Origin of the sequence: Sorangium aterium, assembly GCF_028368935.1 — a bacterium.
Classification (GTDB): Bacteria; Myxococcota_A; Polyangia; order Polyangiales; family Polyangiaceae; genus Sorangium; species Sorangium atrum.
On record NZ_JAQNDK010000004.1, the window covers coordinates 1,334,744 to 1,357,973 of the forward strand.

Genomic DNA, 23,230 nt, shown 5'->3' on the forward strand with positions numbered 1-23,230 from the left:
TCAAGCCTTGCGGAGCGGCGCGCGCGAAGGCGGCGCGGCGTGGGCGGGGTCGTCCGGCCACGCGTGCTTCGGGTAGCGGCGGCGGAGCTCCTTCGCGATGGCGGGATAGTGGCGCGCCCAGAACCCCGACAGATCGGTCGTGACCTGCACGGGGCGCTGGTTCGGCGCGCACAGGTGCAGCACCACGGGCACCCGGCCACCGGCGACGCGCGGCCCCTCCGCCATGCCGAAGAAGTCCTGCAGGCGGGAGGCGAGCGACGGCGGCGCGCCCGCCGCGTACTCGAGGCGCGCCCGCCGGCCGCCGGGCAGGACGATCGACTCGGGGGCGAGCTCGGCGAGCGCTCGCGCCTTCGCGGGGCTCAGCGAGGCCTGCACGGCGCTCGAGAGATCGGCGTCGCGGAGCTCGGCGAAGCTCCTGCGCCCGTCGCAGAGCGCCTCGAGCGTGGCGAGCACCGCGTCCTCGTCCACGTCGGGCAACGCTGCGTCGGGGCAGTGCGCGCGCACGAACGCGACCCGCAAGAGCCAGCCCTCGAGGGCGTCGCCCTTCACGAACGCCCGCCACCCCTTCGCCCTCGCCTGCGCCGCGAGCTCCCTCGCCGCCGCTTCCGCCAGCGGACCGCCCGCGCCCGCCGCCGGCCGCGCCTCGTCGAGCACGAGGGCGTCGTACGACAGCCGGCGCACGACCTCGGCGCGCTCCGCGGCGCCGTTCCACGTCGCCTCCGTCGTGTCCCGGATCGCGTCCGTGAAGAGGTCGAGCAGCCAGTCGGCCTCGATCGCGCTCGCCGCCCTGACGACCGTGCGCGCCGAGCGCCCCTCGCTGCGCTCCTCGATGTCGACCGCGACGACGAGATCGACGTCGTCGATGACGCTCGCCTCGGAGAGCGCGGCCGTCCCGCCGGCGGCGAGCACGACCTCCCGTCCGGTCCGACCCGTCGCGCTGGTCGGCCGGCGGAGGCGCCCGACCCGGTCGGGGTATCCGGAGAGGATCGCGATGCGCTGGGCGATCTCGCGCGCCTCGACGGTCTCCGGCGGCGCGGCGCTCCGGTGATCGGCGAGCCGCGAGAGCTGCTTGCGCGTCCGCTCCACGGTGAGCGCGCGCGCCGGGTCCACGCCCAGCCATCGCAGGCGGTCCGCCGCGAAGCGCGCGCGATCCGCCTCCTCGAAGGCCTGGAGCGCGGCGAGCAGGTCGGAGCTGTGCCGCGCGTCGCTCCTCCGACCGTGGGGCTCCCGCGCGCCCGGCGGCGCGCCGAGGTCGCGCTCCGCGACGAGCGCCGCGAGCGTGCACCCGTCGTCGGCGACGCCGCGCCGCTCGGCCTCGACGATCATCCGCGCCTGGCGCGGGTGCGCCGGGAATCGAAGCATCCGCCGTCCGGTCGGCGTCACGCGCCGCCCCTCGTCGAGCGCGCCGAGCCGCACGAGCAGCGCCTCGGCCGCGGCGAGCCCGGCGGCGGGCGGCGCCTCAAGCCACCCGAACCCCTCGAGATCCGTGACCCCCGCGGCGCAGAGCTCGAGCACCGTCTCCGCGAGGTCGAGCCGGCGGATCTCGGGCGCCTCGTGCTCCGGCCGCGAGGCGAGATCCCCGCGCGTGTAGAGCCGGAGGCAGCGGCCGGGCCGCGTCCGCCCGGCGCGCCCCGCGCGCTGCGCCGCGGAGGCGCGGGCGATGGGCGCGACGCGGAGCGTCGGCAACCCAGACCACGGCGCGTGCGCGGCCACGCGCGCGAGGCCGCTGTCGACGACCGCGACGACGCCGTCGATGGTCACGGAGGTCTCGGCCACGTTGGTCGAGAGGATGATCTTGCGCCGATCCGCGGGGCGCACCGCGCGGTCCTGCTCCGCCGCGGACAGCGAGCCGTGGAGCGGCAGGAGCAGCAGGTTCTCGCTCTTCGCGATGGCTGAGCACGCGTCCATCGCCCGCCTGATCTCCGCGGAGCCGGGCAGGAACACCAGCACGTCGCCGTCGAGCCCCTCCTCGATGAGCTGCCGCACCGACGACGCGACCAGGCTCTCGAGCGTCCTGTCGCCCCAGTGCGCCCGGGCGCGGCGGTCGCCCGCGGCGTGGGTCGACGCGCTCACCCCGGCGCTCGGCAGGTACTCGATCGCGACGTCGAACATCCGCCCCTCGGCGCGCAGGGTCGGGGCCACCGAGGCTCCGGCGGCCGTCGCGTCGTGGCCGCGTCCAGCCTCGGCCGCCGGGGCGGGCTGCGCCTCCGGCCCACCGAGGAACGCCGCGATCGGCCCGGCGTCGAGCGTCGCGGACATCACCACGAGGCGGAGATCGGGCCGCGCGCCGCGCTGCAGGCGCCGCAGCAGCGCGAGCGCGACGTCGCCGGCGAGGTGCCGCTCGTGGAACTCGTCGAGCACGACGGCGCTCACGCCCCGGAGCTCGCGATCGACGAGGAGCCGCCGCGTCAGCACGCCCTCGGTCACGAAGCGGACGCGCGTGGCCGGGCTGGACGCCTCTTCGAAGCGCATCGTGTAGCCCACGGTCTCGCCCACGCGCTCGCCGAGCTCTTCGGCCACGCGCCGCGCGGACAGGCGCGCCGCGAGCCGCCTCGGCTCGAGCACCAGGATCTCGCCGCGCTCCGCGAAGCCCGCGTCGAGCAGCGCGCGCGGTACGCGCGTCGTCTTGCCCGCCCCGGGCGGGGCCTCGAGCACCACGCTCGGGCGCGCGCGCAGGGCGGCGCAGAGATCGGGGAGGATCGGATCGATCGGCAGCGGCTGCATGGCTTCGGCGCTCTCCGCGCGGTGGGCGCGCGGCAGCGGAGCCTAGCAATCCTTGGCGCGCGCGGACCTGTGATACTCGTCGAATCGCCGTGAGCGCATCGACCGATCCGACCCATCTTTCAGTGACCGTGCTCGCCGCGCTCCTGGCGGCGCGCGAGATCAGCTCCGAGGAGCTCACGCGGGCGCACCTGGCCCGCATCGACGCGCTCGAACCGCGGCTCCACGCGTTCACCCAGGTGCTCCACGACGAGGCGCTCGCGGCGGCCCGCGGCCTCGACGAGGAGCGCCGGCGCGGGGACATCCGCGGCCCGCTCCACGGGCTCCCGATCACCGTGAAGGAGTCGCTCGACATGGCCGGCATGGCCTCCACGCTCGGCGTCGCCTCCCGCAGGGGGCACCGGGCGACCAGCGACGCGACGGTCACCGCGCTGCTCCGCCGCGCCGGGGCCGTGATCCTGGGGCGCACGAACGTCTCGCAGCTGCTCCTGTACAACGAGGCGCGCAACCCGCTCTTCGGGCAGACGGCGAACCCGTGGAGCCTCGATCACAGCCCGGGCGGCTCGTCCGGCGGCGAGGCGGCCGCCATCGCGGCGGGGATGTCGCCGCTCGGCATCGGGACGGACATCGGCGGCAGCATCCGCGTCCCCGCGCACTGCTGCGGCATCGTCGGCCTCAAGCCCACGCTCGATCGCTGGACCAACAAGGGGAGCAACACGGCGCTCCTCGGGCAGGAGGCGATCCGCGCGCAGATCGGACCGATGGCCAGGAGCGCCCGCGACGTCGCGCTCGTCATGTCCGAGCTCGATCCCGCGTCGATGGCGGAGCTCGACGTGCGCGTGCCGCCGCTCCCGATGGTCGAGCCGGCGAGCGTCGAGGTGGCGCGCCTGCGCGTCGGGTTCTACTGCGACGACGGGCTGGTCCCGCCCTCGACCGCCGTCGCCCGCGCCGTCGCGAAGGCGGCGTCGGCCCTGCGCGCGCGGGGCGCGACGGTCGTGCCGTTCACGCCGCCCGGGATCCCCGACGCGGTCTACGCGTATTTTGCGGCGCTCTCGGCGGACGGCGGCGCGACGGCGCTGTCGCTCCTCGACGCCGGCGAGGACGGCAGCGAGCGGACGGACATCGACGTCTCGCTCCGCTCGCTCCGCACGATGGCCTCGCTCCCGCCGTTCGCGCGCCGCGCCGCCGCGCGCGTCGCTGGCCTCGCGGGCGAGCGGCGGCTCCAGCGCCTCCTCGAGGTCACCGGGCCGAAGTCGGTCTCGGAGTTCTGGCGCACCACGCACGCCCTGCGCGAGGCGCGCGCCGCGATCGCGTCGGCGATGCGCGCCGAAGCGCTCGACCTGCTGCTCTGCCCGCCGTACGCCACGCCGGCCTTGCCGCACACCGCGTCGCGCGACTTCGTCCTCGCGGGCAGCGCCGCGATGCTCTGGAACCTCACGCAGTTCCCGGCCGGCGTCGTCCCCGTGACCCGCGTGCGGCCCGAGGAGGCGCGTCGCGAGCGGCCGCGCGACCGGCTGGAGAAGCGGGCCGCCGAGATCGATGCGAAGAGCGTCGGGCTGCCCGTCGGGGTGCAGGTGGTCGGCTTCCCCTTCAGCGAACACCTGGTGATGGCCGCCATGATCGCCATCGAGGACGAGCTCGCCGGCGAGACCGATCGGCCCGTCACGCCTGTCTCACCGCCCTCGCTCGCCGGATGACGCGGCGAACGCCGGGAGCCGGCTGACCAGGACGACACCGGAACTCGATGATGCCGCCGCGCGGCCGCTGTCCGGCGCGTTCACAGTCGACAGAAGCTGAAGCCCTACAAAGCCGAAAGGTCCGCCGGAGAACTCTCCGCCGGACCAGTCGGGGCGAGTGGATTCGAACCACCGACCCCTTGACCCCCAGTCAAGTGCGCTAACCAGGCTGCGCTACGCCCCGAGCCACTCCGCCGCCTCGTTTCGCTGCGGAGCGAGGGCGCACCGTAGTCGAAGCCTTGGGAATTGCAAGGGGATCGCACCGAGGATCGCAGACTCGCTCCAGACGGGGCGTTTGGCCGGCTGCAGCGGGGCGCGTGGCGCGGATCGCACGGCGAGAACGCCGGGGCTCTCCGCGCGACGCCGCGGGCGCGCGATCCGAGCGGCGCGGTCAGATGCTGCGGAGCGCGGCCGCGAGGCTCTGCGCGGTGCCTTCCGCGACCAGGATCCCGTCGTCGCTCCTGGACCATGCGACCACGTCGCCCGCGTCGCAGGCGATGACGGGCACGCCGAGCGCGCGCGCCTCGCGGATCACCGTGGGGGCGGCCTCGTGCGATGAAGGGTGCAGCAGCACGTCTGCTGCGCCGATCCACGCGAGCGCTTCCCTCCGCGGGAGCATGCCGGTGAAGCGCACCGCCGCGCTGCCCTCGCTGGTCGCCGTGACGCCCGCGCCGCGTGAGCTCCCTGCGTCGAGGTCGCCGCCGCTCGCGAGGCGCTCGAGCGCGCCGCGCTCCGGACCGTCTCCGACGACGACGAGGCGCAACCCGGGGCCCGCAGCGCGCACCGCCTCGATCGCGAGCTCGACCCGCTTCGTCGGGATCAGCCGGCACGCGACGACGGCGAGGCGCTCGCCGGGGCCCTTCACGATCTCGCGACGGAGCGCGGCAGCGCGCCCGGCGACTGGCGGCAGATCGAACACGGGGGGCTCGACGCGCGAGGCGAGGTGCAGCGCGCGAGCCTGCTCCGGGGCGAGCGAGCCTGCGAGCGCATCGCGCAGCGCGCGCGCGGCGAAGACGAAGCGCGCGTCGCGCCGGAGGAGCGCGCTCACCACCGCGGCGCGAGCCGCGCGCGGCGCGCGGAGCAGGAGCCGGACGTCGGCGCCGTGCGCGTGCACCTCGAGCGGCGTGCGCGGCAGGGCGAGCAGGAGCGGCCACGCGCACGGGATGATCCAGTGCGCCACCGCGCGGTCGACCGGCCCGATCTCACGGAGCCGATCGAGCACGCCGGCCGCGAACGGCGCCGCGTAGAGCAGCCGGAGCGGCGACTCGCGCGCGCGGGTCACGGCGCCGGGCCACGAGAACAGCGCGCCCCCGCCTGCATGATGGACGACGAGCCGGCCCTCTCGAGAAGGCGGATCGAGGACCGAGCCCCCGGCGGCGATCACGTGGACCTCGTCGCCGCTGCGCGTGAGCGCCTCCGCCGACGACCGCACGAAGTGGCCGGAAGGATCCTCGTCGCTGACCGGATAGGACGTCGTGAGCACCACGGCGCGCATCGGGACCTCGCCAGGCTGGACGCGGCGCGGGCACCGCCTCCGCGTCGCTCAGGCGCGCAGCCGCGGTTGCACCATGCCGCCGGGGCGGCCGCTGGACGAACAAAATGACAAGACGCAGAGCACGCCGCGGACGCTCGAATCAAGCGTCCGTGTGCGTCTTCTGCGTCTTGGCCGGCTGCTCTCGCGCGGGGCGGTCGCTCTGGTCGCTCCAGTCGCGCTAGGCGACCATGTCCATCTTGGACCGCTTCCGGCGGCGACGAGCGGCCTCCGAGGCCTTCTTCCGTCGCTTCACGGACGGCTTCATGTAGTGCCGACGCCGCTTCAGCTCGCGGAGGATCCCCTCGGCAGCCATCTTCCTCTTGAGATGTTTGATGGCGCGCTCGATGCCCTTGTCGCCCACGGCGACCTCGAGCGGTTTGCACTGAATGGCGTCGGTCGGCATGTCTAGAAGCGTCCTCTGCTGGGAAAAAAAACTGGCCCAGTTGGCGGGCAGAATGCAAGCCGGCGGGGGCCGGCAGCGCGGGGCGCGCACTATGGCAGAGGCCTTCTAGCCTCGCAAGACCTCCCGGCGGTCGCAGAGCATCGCGTCGCGGCGCGACGTCCGGGTTGTTTCGTCGGTCTCGTCAGCCCCGACAGTTTCGCCAAGCTCATCCGGCTCGCCAGGCTTCGCCCAAATCCGCCTCAGCCCCGGATTTTTCTGGCGGTCCGTCGGCAATTATTAGGACTTGCAGCTGAGAAACCTTCTAAGTACACATCTCGCTGTGGCTACCTCGCGGATAGCTGCTGCAAAGGGGGCCGCGCCCCGCGATGCCCGGGGGCGCGCGGTCGGCTTCGAGCGCAGGGCGGTCGAGGAGGATACCCGGATCGCTTCCATGCTGGCGTGCGTGCGAGCGTCGGGGCTCAAGCTGACGCCGCAGCGCCTGGCGATCGTGCGCGAGCTCGCGGCCGATCCGACGCATCCGACGGCGCAGGAGCTGTTCGAGCGGCTCCGGCCGGCGCTGCCGACCATGAGCTTCGCCACCGTCTACAACACGCTCGACGCGCTGGCGTCCGCGGGGCTGTGCGTCGCGCTGTCGCTGTCGCCAGGCGCCTCGCGCTTCGACCCGAACATGGCGGCGCATCATCACGCGGTCTGCGATCGCTGCGGGCTCGTCCGCGATGTGCCGTGCCAGCCGAGCGACCCGTCCGCCGAGCGTTCGGACGAGATCGTCCCCGCGCCCCTCGCGGCCGCACCCGGCTTCGAGGTCCGCGCCGTCGAGCGGATCTACCGGGGGCTCTGCGCTGCCTGCGCGAAGGACACCCGGGGTGGCGAAAATGCGCGGGGCAAGGCGCAGGACGCCGGGCGAAGCGCGGCGAACAGTCGATTTCGCCCCGCGGGGGTTCGAGGGGCGCGGCGCCCTGGACGTGTCTAGCGGATCCACCGCGCCGCCGAGCTGACCTGCGCGGGCATCAGGGACCTATCATCGCAGCCGTTCAACCGAAGGAGAGCGACCCATGACAACCAAGCAGCTTACGGGCACGAAGACGCACCAGAACCTGAAGGACGCGTTCGCCGGGGAGTCGCAGGCAAACCGCCGCTACCTGTACTTCGCAAAGGTCGCGGACGTCGAAGGTCGCCCCGAGGTCGCCGGTCTCTTCAAGGACACGGCGGACGGCGAGACCGGCCACGCGCACGGCCACCTCGACTACCTCAAGCAGGCGGGCGACCCGGCGACCGGCCTGCCGATCGGCAGCACGGAGAAGAACCTGAAGGCCGCCGTCGCCGGCGAGACCCACGAGTACGAGACGATGTACCCGGGCTTCGCGAAGGAGGCCCGCGACGAGGGCTTCGAGGACATCGCAGAGTGGTTCGAGACGCTCGCGAAGGCCGAGAAGTCGCACGCCGGGCGCTTCACGAAGGCGCTGCAGTCGCTCGACTTCTGAGGGCGACCGACGCGAGAGCGCGAGCGCTCCGGGGCGCGCCGAACCGACGGCGACTCGACCCGGGGCGCACGCGCCATCGCGACCTCGACGGCCGTCCGGCGCCGGGCCGCGCGGCGAGCCGTCCCTCCGCGCCGTACCCCAAGTTGAAGCTTTTGAGAGGAGCCGACCAGTGAGCGTCATCCGGCGTGCACCAGACCGTCCACCGGCGACATCGCCGAACGACGAGCGATATCTCGAGCCCCGCGATCTCGAGGCAGAGCTGCGGCGGACGTTCCAGATCTGCCACGAATGCCGCATGTGCGTCGGGTACTGCGGCTCGTTCCCGGCGCTCTTCGCCCGCGTCGACAGGGACATCGAGGCCGGCGTCGCCGAAGGCGCCGAGGCCCTCACCTACGATGACTTCAAGGCCGTCGGCGACGAGTGCTGGCAGTGCAAGCTTTGCTACATCAAGTGCCCGTACACGGCCGACGAGCACGCCTACGAGCTCCTCGATTTCCCGCGCGTGCTCGCGCGAGAGCGCGCGGTGCGCGCCCAGCGGGACGGCATCCCGCTGGTGGACAGGATCCTCGGCGAGCCGCAGCTGATCGGCGAGCTGGGCTCCGGCGCCGTCGCGCCGCTCGCGAACCTCGTGCAGGCGAGCCGCCTGCTGCGCAAGGTGCAGGAGAAGGTGACCGGGATCTCGTCGGAGTTCCCGCTCCCGGAGATGGCGCGCAAGCCGTTCTCGTCCTGGTTCGCGGAGCACGGCGCCGCGGCCGACGCCGGCAAGCAAGGCGACGTGGTGCTCTTCGCGACCTGCTACGGCGAGTACAACACGCCCGCGGTCCCCGAGGCGGCGGTCCGCGTCCTCGAGCACAACGGCTACGCGGTGCACGTCCCGGGCTGCTCCTCGGCGGACGAGCCGCGAGACACGCCGGCGGGGGCGCTGACGTGCTGCGGGATGCCGAACCTCGACGGCGGCGATCTCGCGGCCTTCACCGCGAAGGTGAAGCACAACGTCGCGCTCCTGCTCCCGCACGTGCGCAGGGGGAGGAAGATCGTCGTGATCGGCCCGACGTGCGGCTACACGATGAAGAAGGAGTGGCCGGAGTACCTGCAGACGGCAGAGGCGCGCGAGGTCGCGGCCGCGACGGTCGACATGATGGAGTTCCTCGTCCAGCTCGGCCGCGAGAAGAAGCTCAACCGCGAGTTCAAGAAGGGGCTCGGCACGATCGCGTACCACGCCGCGTGCCACCTGCGCGCGCAGAAGATCGGCTTCCCCGGCGCCAGGGTGCTCGGCGTCGTCCCCGACACCGACGTGCGCGTCATCGAGCAGTGCTCGGCGGTCGACGGCACATGGGGGATGAAGGCGGCCCACTACGAGACCGGGCGCAAGTACGCGTCGAAGCTCGTGCGCGGCGTCGGCGGCGCGGACGTCATCGTCAGCGACTGCACCCTCGCGGGTCTCAGGATGGTCAAGGAGAACGGCGCGAAGGTGCTGCACCCGGTCGAGGCGCTCGCCCACGCGTACGGGCTCGGTCCGACGCCGTGAATCTCGGTCCGAAGTCGTCAAGGAGAGGAGCGTCATGCGTCCCATCGATCGCAACGAGGTGCTCGGGATCGGCGAATACGAGGCCATCCGCGAGCGATTCCGGAGCCGCATCATCCAGGAGAAGCGGCCCCGCCGCGTGCGGATCGGAGACCACCTGACCGCGGTGTTCGAGAACCGTGACTCGGTGCTCTTCCAGATCCAGGAGATGCTCCGCACCGAGCGCATCACGAGCGAGAGCGGCATCCTCCACGAGATCGAGACGTACAACGATCTCATCCCGGGCGCAGGGCAGCTCAGCATGACGCTCTTCGTCGAGATCCCCGATCGAGCGCTGCGCGACCGGATGCTCGTCGATCTGGTGGGCCTCGAGGACACGGTGTCGATCGAGGTCGACGGCGTCGCCGCGCGGGCGCTCGGCAAGCGCGACGGGTCGATGGAGGATCGCACGACGGCCGTGCACTACCTCAAGGCGGATCTCCCGGCCGATGCGCAGGCCGCGATCAAGGCGAGGAAGGCGACGGCATCGATCGTCGTCGGGCACCCGCGCTACGCGGTGAAGGCGCCGCTCGGGAGGGCGACCCTGGACAAGCTCGCCGAGGACCTGTCCTAGCCGCGATGGTCTCCCTCGAGCGCCCGATCAAGTTCGAAGACGTCGACGCCGCGAACATCGTCTTCTTCGCGCGCTTCCTCAACTACGCGCACGAGGCGATGGAGCGGTTCTTCGCGCCGCTCGAGGGGGGCTACGCCGGGCTCATCCTCGAGCGGCGGATCGGGCTGCCGGCGGTGCGGGTCGAGGCCGACTACGCGGCGCCTGTGCGTTACGGCCAGGCGCTCCGGATCGAGACGTCGGTCGTCCATATCGGCCGGCGGAGCGCCACGCTCCGGTACCGCATGCACCGCGCCCACGACGGCGTGCTGTCGGCGGAGCTGCGGCACACGGTGGTGACCACCGACCTCGTGCAGCTGGTGTCGGTCCCGATGCCGGAGGACGTCCGGGCCCTGCTCAGCGCCCACCTCGAGCTCGAGCAGGCGCCCTCCAGCGCCGGTCGACGGGCGTGAGCGCTCGGCCGGCGCGCCCGCGGGCGCGGGCACGCGCGAGGACCGAACCCGAGGCGAAGGCGCGATCGCCGCTGAAGCGGCGCGTCGAGCTGACGCTCCTCCGCGACAGGGCGCACTACGACGCGCTCGTGATGGGCGCCGTCGCGAACGCGCGCGTGTCCGTGTGGATCGCGACGGCCAACGTGAAGGAGCTGCGCGTGGAGGCGCCCATCGGATCGAGGGCGCGGGCGCGCGGCCGGTACATGTCGTTCCTCGACCTGCTTGACGCGCTCGCCGCCCGGGGGGTCGAGCTGCGCCTGCTGCACGCCGGCGTCCCGTCGCGCGCCTTCCGCGCCGAGCTCCGGCGGCGGCCCCGGCCGCCGATCGAGATGCGCCGCTGCCCGCGGGTCCACCTGAAGATGATCGCCGTCGACGGCGCGCTCCTGTACCTCGGCTCCGCGAACCTCACAGGCGCCGGGCTCGGGGCGAAGGGCGAGGGGCGGCGGAACTTCGAGGCGGGCGTACTCACGGACGACGACCTCCTGCTCGACGAGATGCAGGCGACGTTCGAGGCGATCTGGACCGGCGCCGAGTGCAAGGGCTGCAGGCTCCGGCCGCTCTGCCCGGGGCCGCTCGACGAGCTCGACAAAATCCCGTTGCGCTGACGGTCCCGATGGCCGATGAGCAGCGCATGAGCACCGCGGGACCGGACCCCTCCGACCTCGATCGAATCGCCAATGCCGCGCTCGCGCGCGTGGACAGCGGGATGCTGCTCGGGCTCGGCACCGGGCGCGCGTCCGAGGCCTTCATCCGCCGCCTCGGGGAGCGCGTCCGCCGCGGGCTCCAGATCAAGGGCGTCGCCACGTCGGAGCGCTCGGCGGAGCTCGCCCGCCGCGAGAACATCCCGATGGTGTCGCTCGAGGAGGTCGAGCGCTTCCACGTCGCCGTCGACGGCGCCGACGAGGTGGCGCCCGACCTCGGCCTCATCAAGGGCCTCGGCGGCGCGCTCCTCCGCGAGCGCGTGGTCGCCTACGAGGCCGCGGAGTTCATCATCCTCGTCACGCCCGAGAAGCTCGTCGAGAAGCTCGGCTCGCGCGTGCCCATCCCCGTCGAGGTGGTGCCCTTCGCGAGCACGACGGCCGCGCGGCACCTGACCGCGCTCGGAGGCAAGCCGTCGATCCGCAAGAACGCGGACGGGTACCCCTTCCAGACCGACAACCACAACTGGATCCTCGACACCGCGTTCGGCCCGATGGACGCGCCGGCAGCGGTCGACGCGCGCATCCGCAAGATCCCCGGCGTCGTCGACAATGGGCTGTTCCTCGACATGGCGACGCTCGTGCTGGTGGCGGAGGCGGGCGCCGTCCGCGAGCTGACGCGGCAGCGCTAGCTCCGCGTGTCAGGAATCCCATCAGGGATCGCTGACACGCGAAGCCGGGGCCCCGGACCTCGGGCGGGCGGCGACGGCGCGGCGCGCGCCCGCCGCGGGAGCTCTGACGGGCGGAGCTAGCGGGCGTGGCGATCGAGCCTGCGGGCCAGATCGTCCAGCGCGAGGTTGCCCGGAGCTCCGAGCGACACGCGCGCGCGGAGGCTCGCCGCGGCGTCCCCGGCCGGCAGCGCCGCGATCTCGGCCGCGACCTTGCGGTAGGCCTCGCGGAAGGGGACGCCCTCCACGGCGAGCTCGACGGCGCGATCCGTGGCGAAGCACTCCGGCGTGATCGCGCGGGCCATGCGCTCCCGGTCGAACGCGAGCCCCTCGACGAGCCGGGGCAAGAGGCGCGACGTCGCGAGCGCCTCGTCGAGCCCGCGCATCGTGGGGCCCTTCGTGAGCTGGAGGTCGCGGTGATAGCCCGACGGGAGCGCCACGATCGACTGCACCTCGGCGAGCGCCCCCTGGACGACGGAGCACGCGGCGCGCATGAGCTCGACGACGTCGGGGTTGCGCTTCTGCGGCATGATCGACGAGCCGGTCGTGAACGCCTCCGGGAGGCGGATGAACGCGAGCTCGCTCATCGCGAACAGGCTGAGATCCCACGCGAGCCGCCGGCTCACGGCCATCACCTGCCACGCGGCGGCGAGGATCTGCGCCTCGATGATGCCGCGCGACGTCTGGGACGCGAGCGGGTTCAGCGCCACGCCGGCGAACCCGAGCTCGCGCGCGACGCCGACGCGATCGAGCGGGAGGTTCACGCCGAAGCCCGCGGCGCCCCCGAGCGGGCAGCGATCGACGAGCGCCCGCGTCGCGCGCACCACGTCGATCGCGTCGGTGAGCCCCTCGACGAACGAGGCGGCCCAGTAGCCGACGGACGACGGCACCGCCCGCTGCAGGTGCGTGTAGCCGGGCATCGGCGTCTCCGCCTCGCGCCTGGCGAGATCGAGCAGCGCGCGGGCGCCGGCCGTCGCGTTCTCGGCGAGCTCATCCAGCGCGTCGCGCTCGTAGAGGCGCGTGGCGACGAGCACCTGATCGTTGCGGCTCCGGCCGGTGTGCACCTTCTTGCCCGCGTCGCCGATGCGGGCGACCAGCGCGGCCTCGATCGCGCTGTGGCCGTCCTCGTCGTCCTCGGTGAGCCGCAGCTCGCCGGCCTCGTTCTGCGCCTCGAGCACCTCGAGCTCGCGGACGAGCGCGTCCCGCTCCGCCTCGCTGAGCACGCCGATGCGCGCGAGCCCGCGGACGTGCGCGACGGTGGCCCGCAGGTCGTACGCGAGCAGGCGCTGATCGAGCTGCCAGTCGTCGCGCGAGGTGTAACGCAGCATTTGGGCGTCGGTCGCGCCCCCTTTGTCCCAGAGTCGTACGCTCATTCAGCTCCCCAGGCTCTCGTCCACGAGAGCACGGATCTCGGCAAGCTTCTTGGCCTTGCCCTCGTCCAGCGGTCGCGGCTTCGCCGCGCCGGCCGCGGGCGCGAGCTCTCGCTCGAGCTCGCGCAGCTCGTCGTCCGCCGTCCGCGCCGGCCGGCGCTTGCCGAGGCCGAGCGCGCGGGCCAGCCAGCTCCTCGACTCGCCGATCGCGAAGTCGTCCGCGGCGATCCGGTCCGGCGCGGCGCGCAGCATGCGGACGAGCGCGGCGTTGGAGCTGGCCCAGACGGCGGACTCGTCGAAGTGGGCGCGCGGCGTCACGTCGAGGTGCCGCGCGGCGGTCCGATCGGGCACGTCGTGCAGCCGGCAGTAGACGGCGAGCGCGAGCGCGAGCTCGTCGACCGGCATCTTGGTCGCCGAGTGCACCTGCACGCCGCCGCAGCCCTTCGCGTACAGGTAAGAGCCGTTCGTCGCGAGGACGCCGAAGCCGAGCAGCACGGCGGCGAGATCCACGGCGGGCTCGCGGTCCGACGGCACGAGCGCGTCGAAGGCGCCGGCCTCGCTCAGGAACATGTACGCCACGGCGCGCACGAACGCCGTCGTGAGCACCGTGGGGTTGCGGAGCTCGCCCGCGGAGAGCGCGACCCGGTACCCGCCGTCGCCGCGCGGGGCGACGCGCTCCAGCTTCGACTCCAGCGCCATCCCGCCGCACGCGCCGCTCGAGCAGCTCACGGTGCTGGCCTGCCCCTCCGGGGTGACCACCGCGAGCTCCACCGGGAGATCCTGGAGCCCGGCGTGCTCCTGGACCCGCACCATCAGGGCGGCCACCGTCTTCGGCGAGCCGTCGAACGCGTCCGGGAAGAACTCGACCGTCGGCTGCACCAGCCCGCGCACCGGCTCCGCGCCGTGCTGGAGGAGAGCTGCGGTCGTGCGAAGGATCCAGCGGATCTGCGGTTCGTCCGGGAGGTCCATACAGCTACTGTATGCCAGCGCCGCGCGGCGGTCGCGCGGTAGTTCCCGCGTAGCTACAGCAGAAGGCGGACCGGGCGGCAACGCCTGGCCCGGGGGGGCGAATTTTGGCGTTTCTTTGTCCATGCCACTTCCTTTTCGACGGCGGTCGGCGACCGCGTAAAGTTGTGCCCCCATGACGGAAGAGGCGAAGGACATCTCCGAGAGGAAAGCGGACCACATCGAGCTCTGCGCGACCGGTGATGTCGGGTTTCGAGCCAAGACCACGCTGCTGGAGCAGGTCGAGCTGATCCACGACGCGTTGCCGGAGCTCTCCCTCGACGCGATCGACACCTCGGTGCTGCTGCTCGGGAAGCGGCTCCGCGCTCCGCTCCTGATCGCGGCCATGACCGGAGGGACGGAGCGCGCGCACGCGATCAACCGGGAGCTCTCGCAGATCGCCGAGGAGCGCGGGTACGGCTTCGGGCTCGGGAGCCAGCGGGCGATGCTGAACGGCGACGCCTCCGCGACGTACGAGGTCCGCGCGCACGCTCCGACCACCCTCCTCCTCGGGAACATCGGCGCCGTGCAGGCGCGATCGCTGTCGACGGAGGCGGTCGCCGAGCTCGTGGCCCAGGTCGGCGCCGACGCGCTCTGCGTCCACATGAACCCCGCGATGGAGCTGGTCCAGCCGGGCGGCGACCGGGACTTCGCCGGCGCGCTGGACGCGATGGCCCGGCTCGCGAGCGGCCTCAGCGTACCGGTCATCGCGAAGGAGACCGGCTGCGGGATCGGCCCGGGAACGGCGTACCGCCTGGTCCGGGCGGGCATCCGCGATCTGGACGTATCCGGGTCCGGAGGCACGTCCTGGGTCGCCGTCGAGACGGCGCGCGCCGAGGGCGCAGCCCGCTCCCTCGGTGAGGCGCTGCGCGAATGGGGTGTGCCCACGGCCGCCTCGGTGCTCATCGCCCGCGCTATCCGTCCTCGTTTCAAGACCATCATCGCGACCGGGGGCGTCACGAGCGGCCTTGACATCGCTCGAGCGATTGCCCTCGGCGCGCATGCTGCCGGGATCGCGCGTCCGGTCCTCCAGGCGTTCGTCTCGGGGGGACGGGACGGAGCGGTGCGGTACCTCGAGACCGTCGAGGCCGAGCTCCGGGCGGTCATGCTGCTCGTCGGGGCGCGCGACATCGCGTCGCTCCAGAAGTCACCCGTGCTGCTCGGACGGGAGCTGCGCAGGTGGACCAGGTTGCTGAAGCAGATGAAGCAGCTGGAGAGGGCGTAGTCGTGGCGGTGGGGGCAACGGGGGCAGGGGGGCCGAGACGGCGGGGTCCGGTCCCCGGGGTAGGGCCGGCGGGGCCGAACCGACGTTGTCCGCGGGGACGGCGACGCGGCTGCCGGTCGCTGCCCTCGGCGGGGGCGCCGGGCACCCCTCTGGCCCGCGCTCGACGCTTCCGTCCGGTCAGCCCCGCATGATACGGTCCGAAGCTCTGGAGAACCCCGGGATAAAATGACGGAGAAAAAAGGGCGTCCGAGCGATCGTCCCCCCGAGGACCTGAAGAAGGAGCGCGATGCCTTCATTCAGCAGTTCTTCCGCAAGGGGGCGCAGCTGACCGAGGAGCTCCTCCGCGAGAACGAGCGCCTTCGCGACAAGATCTCCGAGCTCGAGTCGGAGAACGGCAAGCTCCGCGCGCACCTCGCGAGCGACTCGGCCATCCGTGATCTGCTCCGCAAGATCGAGGAGCTCGAGCAGGAGAAGCGCGACCTCGTGACGCAGTCGGTGCGGATGGTGGCGGCCTCGGACCGCTTCAACAGCCGCTACTCGGAGGCGGAGGGAGAGCTCGCGAACCTCGCGAACCTGTACGTCGCGCTGTCGCAGCTGCACGCGGCGCGCAACGTGCGCCATGTCCTCCGCAACCTGAAGGAGCTCCTGGCGCAGTTCCTCGGGGCGGGCGCCTTCTCCGTGTACCTGGCGTCTCCCGATGGTAAAGAGCTCGTCTCGATCGCGAGCGAAGGCGTCGCGGTCGAGGAGATCGTGCGCATGCCGGTGACCGAAGGCGTCGTCGGCCAGGCATTCTCGAAGGGGGAAATCTTCTTCGACGAGACCAAGGACGTCTCCAAGGGGAGCATCGAGGATCCCGCTGCAGTGATCCCGCTCGACTTCAACGGGCGCACCGTGGGTGTCATCGCGATCTTCAGCACGCTCCCGCAAAAGACGGAGTTCGTGAACGTGGACACCGAGCTCTTCAAGCTCCTCGGGGCCCAGGCCGCCCCCGCCCTCATCAACGCGCGGCTCTTCACCGACGCCGGCCGGAAGGTGCCTGGCGTCCAGGCATTCCTGGACCTGGAGGACTGATCATGGCCGAGTACTCGTGTCTGATCGTTGAAGACTCGCCCATGATGCGGCAGCTCTTGGTCTTCGCGCTGGCGCGCGTGAAGAACCTCCGCGTCACCGAGGCGGACGATGGCGTCGACGGTCTCCGCAAGCTCGCCTCGACCAAGTACGACGTGATCATCACCGACATCAATATGCCGATCATGGACGGGCTCAAGCTCGTCAAGCGCGTGCGCACGGATCCGGTCCACAAGGACACCCCGATCATCATCATCACCACCGAGGGGTCTCAGGAGGATCGTCAGCGCGCGCTGCAGCTCGGCGCGAACGCGTACATCACGAAGCCCATCCAGGCCCCGCAGGTCATCGCCAAGGTCAAGGAACTCCTCAAGATCGACTGAGGCGCGCGCCAGCGGCCGAGCGCTGTCGCCCGGTCGCCCCGCGTTCTGCGGGCGCATCCTCCGATGCCCCGGCGCGCCGGGTGGCGCGGCGGCGTCGCGCGGCCGCAGCCGCGCTGGTCGGTGTCGTGATGATCCGGGCCCCGCTCTACGGCTTCGCGCCGAACTTCAGGAGCACGCGGTTGCGGCCGGTGCGCTTCGCCTCGTAGAGCGCCTCATCGGCCGCCGCGATGAGCTCCATGCCGTTCTGCACCGAGAGCTCGGGGTGCGCCGCTACGCCGACGCTGATCGTCGTCGGCATGCGAACGCCCTCGTGCTCGAAGACCGACCCCTCGATGAGCAGGCGCAGCCGCTCGCCGAGGATGCCCGCGTTCTCGAGCCCCACGCCGCGGCACAGGATGCCGAACTCTTCACCGCCGTAGCGCGCGAACACGTCCTCGGTCCGCACCGTGTGGCTCGCGATCTTGGCGATCCTCGCAAGCACGTAGTCGCCGGCGAGGTGCCCGAAGGTGTCGTTGATCCTCTTGAAATGATCGACGTCGAACATGAGCAGCGACAGGTGCGCGCCGTGCCGCCGGGCATAGGAGACCTCGGTCTCGAGCCGATCCAGGAAATACTTCTTGTTGAAGGCCTTGGTGAGGGCGTCGCGCAGCGCGGCGTCGTACATCTGCTGCTGGAACGACTCATCCAGGTGGTCGTGGTAGGTGAACTTGAGGATGGTCGTCGAGCCCAGGCGGATCTTGTCGCCGTCGTGCAGGGCGAGGCGCGTGACGTGCTCGCCGTTCACCATCGTCCCGTTCGAGCTGTTGAGATCCTCGATCAGCACCTGGCTGTCCATCTGGAGGAGGCGCGCGTGGCGCCGCGAGATGCCGTCGTCGTTCAGCCGGATGGTCGCCCCGGATGCCCGGCCGATCACGATCTCGGCGCCCTCGACCCGGTACATTTCGCCGACGTTCGAGCCAGCGAGCACGATGAGGTAGGCGCGGTCCTTCGGCGAGCGCGCCGGGATCTCCTTGTGGAGCTCCCCAACGTTGGCCACCCGCGTGGCCTCGAAGTCATCGTCGGGGAGGTAGCTGCCCATGCTCCCTGAGGATGATCCTAAATCCTTGAAATAGGTTCAAGCGGGAGGGCATGGCACAGGCGATGTTCCCTGTCGGGTAGGGTGCGTGACGGAGCGTCGCGCGCGGTCCGCGTGGTCCGCGTGGTCCGCGTGGTTCGAGCGTTTCCCACGACTTGCGCGTCGCTCCCGACGGAGCGCACCCGCGCACCTGCTCACCCGCGCGCTCACGCAGCCCTGCCGAGTGGCACCACGACCTGCTCGACCCAGAGCTCGCCCGCCCGGATCTCGATGAACGTCGCGTCGGCGTGCATCGCGCCATACGCGGTGACGGAACCGCCGCTCCGCACAAGCTCGCCAAGCTCGCCAGGGGCGCGCGCACCGACGCGCACGTGATCAACGGCGCCCCGTACGTCGCTCCGCAGCGAGCACGGCGCTTCACCCACCGAGCCGACGTTGATGATGCGCACGCCGCCCACCATCCGATCGAACGGGACGTGGGAGCCACCACAGATCACGACATCCGCCGGATCGTCGCCGAGCAGGGAGAGCACCTCCTCGTCCGTCATGTCGTGAGAGATCGGCTCGAGCGGATCCGCCGGGGAGCCGTGGACCAGGACGAGCTCGCCGCCGTCCTCGAGCGGCAGGCGGTACGTCGGGGCGAGCCGCGCCAGCCGCGCAAGGATCAGCTCGCCGAGCTCGGTGCGCGTCTGGGACAGGCGATCGAGCCGCGCTCGCTCGTGCTCGCTCCGCGCCCTGACCTTGTCGAGGTCCAGCGTCGCCAGGGCGCGATCCGATACGCCCTGTACGCAAACCGCCTTGGCCTGGGTGAGCCGGCGCCACGTCTCGAGCGGCTTCGGGCCGGGAAAGCAGAGATCTCCGGCGACCAGGAGCTGGGTGTACCCTCGGCGCTCGGCCGTGGCCAGGACCGCCGCGAGCGCGTCGGCGTGGCCGTGAATATCCGAGACGCAGAGCAATCGCACCCGGCGAGCATAGGATCTGAGAGCGACGCCGCCAAGGCGCGAGGTGGGGCCAGGTCGCGATAAACCGGCGGTCGGGCCCTGCGGAACCGCCGTTCACGCCCCCACGGTCTTGCTAGCCTCCCGCCATGCAACAGGTCTCGAGGCTCCTGGAGATCGCCAGCGCGATCGATGAGCAACGCGTGAAGGACCGCGCGGAGCGGCTGTCGTCTCGGCTTCGTCCCGGGACGATGCCGTTCGCCATCGCGGCGCTCCTGACGGCCGCCTACCCCGCGATCGGCGCGATCATCGAGGCAAATCCGGACATCGTGGAGCGGCTCGCGGCGGAGGGCCACCAGACGGCGCGCGATCGCGCCACGTACCTGGCGCGGATCCGGAGCCGCGTCGGCGACGTCTCGGACACGGACCGCGTCCGGCGGGAGCTCCGGCGCGTGGCGCGCGAGGAGCGGATCCGCGTCGCGCTGCGCGAGCTGCTCCCGCCGTCGGCGGGCGGCGCGGACATCGACGTCACCGCGCGCGAGCTCACCGCCCTCGCCGAGGCCACGATCGAGGTCGCGCTCGCCGAGGCCGTCTCCGCCGTGACCGCGCGGTTCGGAGAGCCGCGCACCGCGACGGGCGCGCGCTCGAAGTTCGTCGTGCTCGGGATGGGGAAGCTCGGCGGCGACGAGCTCAACGCGGGCTCCGACGTGGATCTGATCTACCTCTATGACACGGACGACGGGCACGTGGGCCCGCCCGGCGACCGCGCCGTCTCGGTCACCCTGCACGACTTCTGGGCCCGCGTCGCGCGCCGCCTCACGTCGACGCTCGAGGAGGTCACGGAGGACGGCTTCGTCTGGCGCGTGGATCTCCGGCTCCGCCCCGAGGGCCGCAGCGGTCCGCTCGTCAACTCGCTGGCCGCCGCCGAGCGCTACTACGAGTCGTTCGGCCGCCTTTGGGAGCGCGCCGCGCTGCTCCGCGCCCGCGAGATCGCCGGCGATCTCGATTTCGGCGCCGAGGCGCTCGGGGTGCTCGGCCCGTTCGTGTGGCGGCGCCAGGTCGATCCGCAGCTCGCCGTCGACATGATCGAGCTCGTCGAGCGCGCTCGCGCGGAGCTCCCGCACGACGCGTCGCGCGACCTGAAGCTCGGCCCGGGCGGGATCCGCGAGGCGGAGTTCTTCGTGCAAGCCCTGCAGCTCATCTGGGGCGGGCGCGAGCCCCGCGCGCGCGCGCAGGGCATGCTCGACGGCCTGCGGCGCCTGCGCGCCCTCGGGTACGTGACCGACCGGGAGGGGCGGGAGCTCGTGGAGGGCTACCTCGCGCTCCGGCGCGCGGAGCACGCCGTGCAGTCCGCGACCGGCGTGCAGACGCACCTCCTCCCCGACAGCGAGGCGGAGATCGCGCGCCTCGCGCGGACGCTGCGCTTCGAGGACGCCGCGGCGTTCCTGGCCGACACCGCGCAGCGCCGGGGGCGCATCAAGGCCCGGCTCCTGTCGCTCCTGCCGAAGGGGAGCTCCCGGCCGTCGCGGTGGATCGACGCGATGGCCGCGCTCGACCACGGCGATCGCGACGCGTTCGCCGAGGCGCTGGCGAAGCACGCCGTGCTCGTCCTCGGCGGCGAGCCGGCGGCCGGCGCCGCGCCCGAGCCCGCCGCGCCGCCGGAGCCGCACGCGTCCCTGACGGCGCGCTTCCGCGACGTCGCCGACGATCTCTTCGAGCTCTCGCGTCACCCGGACGGCCTGCTCGGCGCGCGCAGCCGCGAGGCGTCCTCGTCCCTCGCGGAGACGCTGCTCGCCGCGGTCGTCGACGCCGCCGATCCGGAGCAGGCCGCGCGCTTCCTCCGGCTGTGCTTCTCCCGCATCAGGCACTCCTCCGTCTACGCGCGCATGCTCGGCGACGATCCTCGCGCGCTCCGCAGGCTCGTCGAGGCGCTCGGGTCGAGCGCGTTCATCGGCGACGCCATGGTGAGGTACCCCGAGCTCGTCGACGCCGTCCTGTTCGCGCGCGGCGCGCCGAGCGCCGAGCTGATCCGACACACGATCGAGGCCAGCCTCAGCGAGGCGTCGCCGGACGAGGATCCGGAGGAGGCGCTCATCGGGGCGCTCCGGCGCGCCAAGGCGCGCGTCACCATCGAGGTCGGCCTCGCCGACCTGAGCGGCGAGGTCGGCACGCGCGAGGCGACGCTGGCGCTCTCGGATCTGGCCGACGCGTCGCTCGAGGCCGCGACGCGCTTCGCGCTGGGGACGCCGGCGGGCGAGCCCGTGAGGGGGCTCGCCGTGATCGCGATGGGCAAGCTCGGCGGCCGCGAGATCGGCTACGGCTCGGATCTGGACGTCTTCTTCCTGTTCGACCCGGCGTGCGCGCCGCCCGGCGAGCACGGGGCCGCGTCGGACCCCGGCACGTACTACGCGCGGCGCGCGCGGCAGATCATCCGGCTCATCTCCATGTCGCACGCGGCGGGCCCCGGCTACGAGCTCGACACGCGCCTGCGCCCGTCCGGCAGCCAGGGGCTGCTCGTCACGTCCGTCGACTCGTTCGCTCGCTACCACGGCATCCGCCGCGCCGACGCGGCTTCCCCGGCGCCCGCGGAGCCGGAGTCGTCGCCCGGCGCGCGGCACATGCGCGCGGCGATCTGGGAGCGGCTCGCGCTGATCCGGGCGCGCGCGTCGGCCGGCGATCCCGAGCTCGGGGCGGAGGCGATCGCCATCGCGCACGAGGCCGCGTACCTCCAGGCGGACGACTTCGATCGGATCGCCGAGGAGATCCACAGGCTCCGGCTGCGCATGGAGCTCGAGCTCTCGCACGAGCGCCGCGGCCGCCGCGACTTCAAGCTCGGGCGGGGCGGCCTCGCGGACATCGAGTTCGCGGTGCAGCTCCTTCAGATCCGGCACGGCGCCGATCCGCGCGTCAGGTCCACCGAGACGCTCGCGGCGATCGAAGCGCTCGCCGCGGCCGGACACCTCTCGGCCCAGCACGCCGAGACGTTCCGGGACGGCCACGCGTTCCTGCGCAAGCTGGAGCAGCGGATCCGCATCGTGCACGCCGACGCCTCGCAGCTCCTCGAGGAGGACGCGCCCGGGGTCCCGACCCTCGCGCGTCGGACGGGCATCCGGGGCCGCACCGCGGCCGAGGCCGCGCGCGAGCTGCTCGCGCGCTACGGCGCGATCACCGAGCGCGTACGCCGGGCGTACGAGGCGATCGTCGCGGGCGGCGCGGCGTCTCTCGGCGAGGCGCGAGAGGCGAACACGGCGAGCGCGGGGGGACCGGGGGAACCGAAGGAACCGGGGGAACCGGGCGAAGACGAGCGCTGACGGTTGCCGTTGACCCTTGTCGGACGCGGTGGAATGCCAGGCGCTCCGATGACCACCCAGAGCGAGCAGAGCGCACGCCCGTCCGTCGGGCACCGTCATGGCACCAGGACGACCTCCCTCGATAGCCTCGTCGGCGCGCACCCGGGCACGCTGAGGCAGTTCTACGAGGCAGGGAAGCCGGCGGATCCGGCGGAGCTCGGCGATCTACCGCGAGGGCGCCTGCTCGCCCTGCAGCCGACGGCCGGGATCCACCTGGCGACGCGCCCGCTGATCACGGCGCTCGCGTCGCGCTGGATGCCCTGGAAAGGGAACGAGTTCGACCATGGCGGCAACTCCGGCACCAACGTGGTCTTCGGGAGCCGGGTGTGCCGCTTCAAGGCGCAGCTGCTCCCTTCGGAGCTCGACGGCGAGCCGACGCTCGCGCTGACGTATGGCGAGAAGGCGTTCGGCAATCCCTGGCCCGTGAGCGCGCTCAAGGACGAGCTGCGGACCGTGGAGGCCGGGCTCGCGATCGGGCCGATGCTGCTGAAGTGGCACGAGCGGTGGCACGCCGTGCTCTGGTTCGGGCTGACCCGCGTCGATCCGCAGTAATCCGCCGGCCCGGCCCGAAGCGGGCTGAGGCGAGCCGGAGGCGCGAGAGGCGCTCGTCGCGGGGCCTCGCTCGCGGCGCGATTGCGCGGAGCGCCAGGGCAACGCGCTCGTCACGAATCATCTATCCGTCAATCCCTCTGTCATTGCGTCACGCACCATGTCGGACGCACGGAGATCCGCTGTCCAGGCCGTCCGACCGCGCGACACGCGTGTCCTCCGCGGACGCGGTAGTCAGAGGTATCAGGACTCGCCCTAATAACCCATCGCTCCATTCCTGCTCTTTGCTGGACATACTTCCCGATTTCTACAGTCTGGCATACGCTAGAGACTGGGCGGCAGCAGAGCACCTTTGCTCGCGTCGCCGGGAGGCTCGAAATGGTGACTTGGTCGGGCAAGG

General features: G+C 72.5%; 20 protein-coding genes and 1 tRNA gene. 13 read left to right on the top strand and 8 right to left on the bottom strand.

What is annotated here, in order from left to right; translation table 11 throughout:
- A complete protein-coding gene (gene hrpB / locus POL72_RS36485) occupies window positions 1-2,724 on the bottom strand; it encodes an ATP-dependent helicase HrpB (RefSeq protein ID WP_272101429.1) in 2,724 nt (907 codons plus the stop codon).
- An 89-nt stretch (window positions 2,725-2,813) separates the two neighbouring features.
- On the opposite strand from hrpB, the gene POL72_RS36490 reads away from it, so the two are divergent.
- The gene (locus POL72_RS36490; protein WP_272101430.1) at window positions 2,814-4,418 is read left to right on the top strand and encodes an amidase; all 1,605 of its coding nucleotides are present in this window, start codon (window positions 2,814-2,816) and stop codon (window positions 4,416-4,418) included.
- Window positions 4,419-4,566: 148 nt separating this feature from the next.
- On the opposite strand, the gene POL72_RS36495 is transcribed toward POL72_RS36490, so the two are convergent.
- From POL72_RS36495 to rpsU, 3 genes are all read right to left on the bottom strand, one after another.
- Window positions 4,567-4,641: transfer RNA gene (locus POL72_RS36495), tRNA-Pro, on the bottom strand.
- A gap of 207 nt (window positions 4,642-4,848) precedes the next feature.
- Window positions 4,849-5,952 (bottom strand): glycosyltransferase, encoded by a 1,104-nt coding sequence (locus POL72_RS36500; protein ID WP_272101431.1) that lies wholly within the window; start codon window positions 5,950-5,952, stop codon window positions 4,849-4,851.
- Between the two features lie 217 nt (window positions 5,953-6,169).
- Window positions 6,170-6,394, bottom strand: coding sequence for a 30S ribosomal protein S21 (gene rpsU, locus POL72_RS36505; RefSeq protein WP_012234386.1), 225 nt, complete (start codon window positions 6,392-6,394; stop codon window positions 6,170-6,172).
- Between the two features lie 430 nt (window positions 6,395-6,824).
- On the opposite strand from rpsU, the gene POL72_RS36510 reads away from it, so the two are divergent.
- The 7 genes from POL72_RS36510 (at window position 6,825) to rpiA (ending at window position 11,831) form a co-directional block, all read left to right on the top strand.
- Complete coding sequence (locus POL72_RS36510) at window positions 6,825-7,364, top strand: Fur family transcriptional regulator (protein ID WP_272101432.1); 540 nt, start codon at window positions 6,825-6,827, stop codon at window positions 7,362-7,364.
- A gap of 82 nt (window positions 7,365-7,446) precedes the next feature.
- Window positions 7,447-7,875: a rubrerythrin family protein gene (locus POL72_RS36515; RefSeq protein WP_272101433.1), complete on the top strand. Its 429-nt coding sequence runs from the start codon at window positions 7,447-7,449 to the stop codon at window positions 7,873-7,875.
- Between the two features lie 169 nt (window positions 7,876-8,044).
- Window positions 8,045-9,403: a heterodisulfide reductase-related iron-sulfur binding cluster gene (locus POL72_RS36520; protein ID WP_272101434.1), complete on the top strand. Its 1,359-nt coding sequence runs from the start codon at window positions 8,045-8,047 to the stop codon at window positions 9,401-9,403.
- A 34-nt stretch (window positions 9,404-9,437) separates the two neighbouring features.
- Window positions 9,438-10,013 carry a DUF3501 family protein gene (locus tag POL72_RS36525; RefSeq protein ID WP_272101435.1) on the top strand — a complete coding sequence of 192 codons (576 nt, stop codon included), beginning with the start codon at window positions 9,438-9,440 and terminating at the stop codon, window positions 10,011-10,013.
- Window positions 10,014-10,018: 5 nt separating this feature from the next.
- Window positions 10,019-10,462: an acyl-CoA thioesterase gene (locus POL72_RS36530; protein ID WP_272101436.1), complete on the top strand. Its 444-nt coding sequence runs from the start codon at window positions 10,019-10,021 to the stop codon at window positions 10,460-10,462.
- A complete protein-coding gene (locus POL72_RS51400; RefSeq protein WP_272101437.1) occupies window positions 10,459-11,106 on the top strand; it encodes a phospholipase D family protein in 648 nt (215 codons plus the stop codon). The genes POL72_RS36530 and POL72_RS51400 overlap by 4 nt, the downstream gene beginning before the upstream one ends.
- A 26-nt stretch (window positions 11,107-11,132) precedes the next feature.
- Window positions 11,133-11,831 carry a ribose-5-phosphate isomerase RpiA gene (gene rpiA / locus POL72_RS36540; protein ID WP_272101438.1) on the top strand — a complete coding sequence of 233 codons (699 nt, stop codon included), beginning with the start codon at window positions 11,133-11,135 and terminating at the stop codon, window positions 11,829-11,831.
- 116 nt (window positions 11,832-11,947) lie between these two features.
- On the opposite strand, the gene argH is transcribed toward rpiA, so the two are convergent.
- Window positions 11,948-13,240 (bottom strand): argininosuccinate lyase, encoded by a 1,293-nt coding sequence (argH, locus tag POL72_RS36545; RefSeq protein ID WP_272101439.1) that lies wholly within the window; start codon window positions 13,238-13,240, stop codon window positions 11,948-11,950.
- Window positions 13,241-14,206 (bottom strand): hypothetical protein, encoded by a 966-nt coding sequence (locus POL72_RS36550; protein ID WP_272101440.1) that lies wholly within the window; start codon window positions 14,204-14,206, stop codon window positions 13,241-13,243. It abuts the gene before it with no gap.
- Window positions 14,207-14,378: 172 nt separating this feature from the next.
- On the opposite strand from POL72_RS36550, the gene fni reads away from it, so the two are divergent.
- The 3 genes from fni (at window position 14,379) to POL72_RS36565 (ending at window position 16,918) form a co-directional block, all read left to right on the top strand.
- A complete protein-coding gene (gene fni, locus POL72_RS36555) occupies window positions 14,379-15,467 on the top strand; it encodes a type 2 isopentenyl-diphosphate Delta-isomerase (protein WP_272101441.1) in 1,089 nt (362 codons plus the stop codon).
- Between the two features lie 225 nt (window positions 15,468-15,692).
- The gene (locus tag POL72_RS36560; RefSeq protein ID WP_272101442.1) at window positions 15,693-16,538 is read left to right on the top strand and encodes a GAF domain-containing protein; all 846 of its coding nucleotides are present in this window, start codon (window positions 15,693-15,695) and stop codon (window positions 16,536-16,538) included.
- A 2-nt stretch (window positions 16,539-16,540) separates the two neighbouring features.
- Window positions 16,541-16,918 carry a response regulator gene (locus POL72_RS36565; RefSeq protein ID WP_012234398.1) on the top strand — a complete coding sequence of 126 codons (378 nt, stop codon included), beginning with the start codon at window positions 16,541-16,543 and terminating at the stop codon, window positions 16,916-16,918.
- A gap of 145 nt (window positions 16,919-17,063) precedes the next feature.
- On the opposite strand, the gene POL72_RS36570 is transcribed toward POL72_RS36565, so the two are convergent.
- Window positions 17,064-17,996 carry a GGDEF domain-containing protein gene (locus POL72_RS36570; protein ID WP_272101443.1) on the bottom strand — a complete coding sequence of 311 codons (933 nt, stop codon included), beginning with the start codon at window positions 17,994-17,996 and terminating at the stop codon, window positions 17,064-17,066.
- A 203-nt stretch (window positions 17,997-18,199) separates the two neighbouring features.
- On the bottom strand, window positions 18,200-18,955 hold the full coding sequence (locus POL72_RS36575) for a metallophosphoesterase family protein (protein WP_272101444.1): 756 nt from the start codon (window positions 18,953-18,955) through the stop codon (window positions 18,200-18,202).
- Between the two features lie 125 nt (window positions 18,956-19,080).
- On the opposite strand from POL72_RS36575, the gene glnE reads away from it, so the two are divergent.
- On the top strand, window positions 19,081-22,242 hold the full coding sequence (gene glnE, locus POL72_RS36580; RefSeq protein WP_272101445.1) for a bifunctional [glutamate--ammonia ligase]-adenylyl-L-tyrosine phosphorylase/[glutamate--ammonia-ligase] adenylyltransferase: 3,162 nt from the start codon (window positions 19,081-19,083) through the stop codon (window positions 22,240-22,242).
- 48 nt (window positions 22,243-22,290) lie between these two features.
- The gene (locus POL72_RS36585; RefSeq protein ID WP_272101446.1) at window positions 22,291-22,833 is read left to right on the top strand and encodes a hypothetical protein; all 543 of its coding nucleotides are present in this window, start codon (window positions 22,291-22,293) and stop codon (window positions 22,831-22,833) included.
- Window positions 22,834-23,230 lie beyond the last annotated feature (397 nt).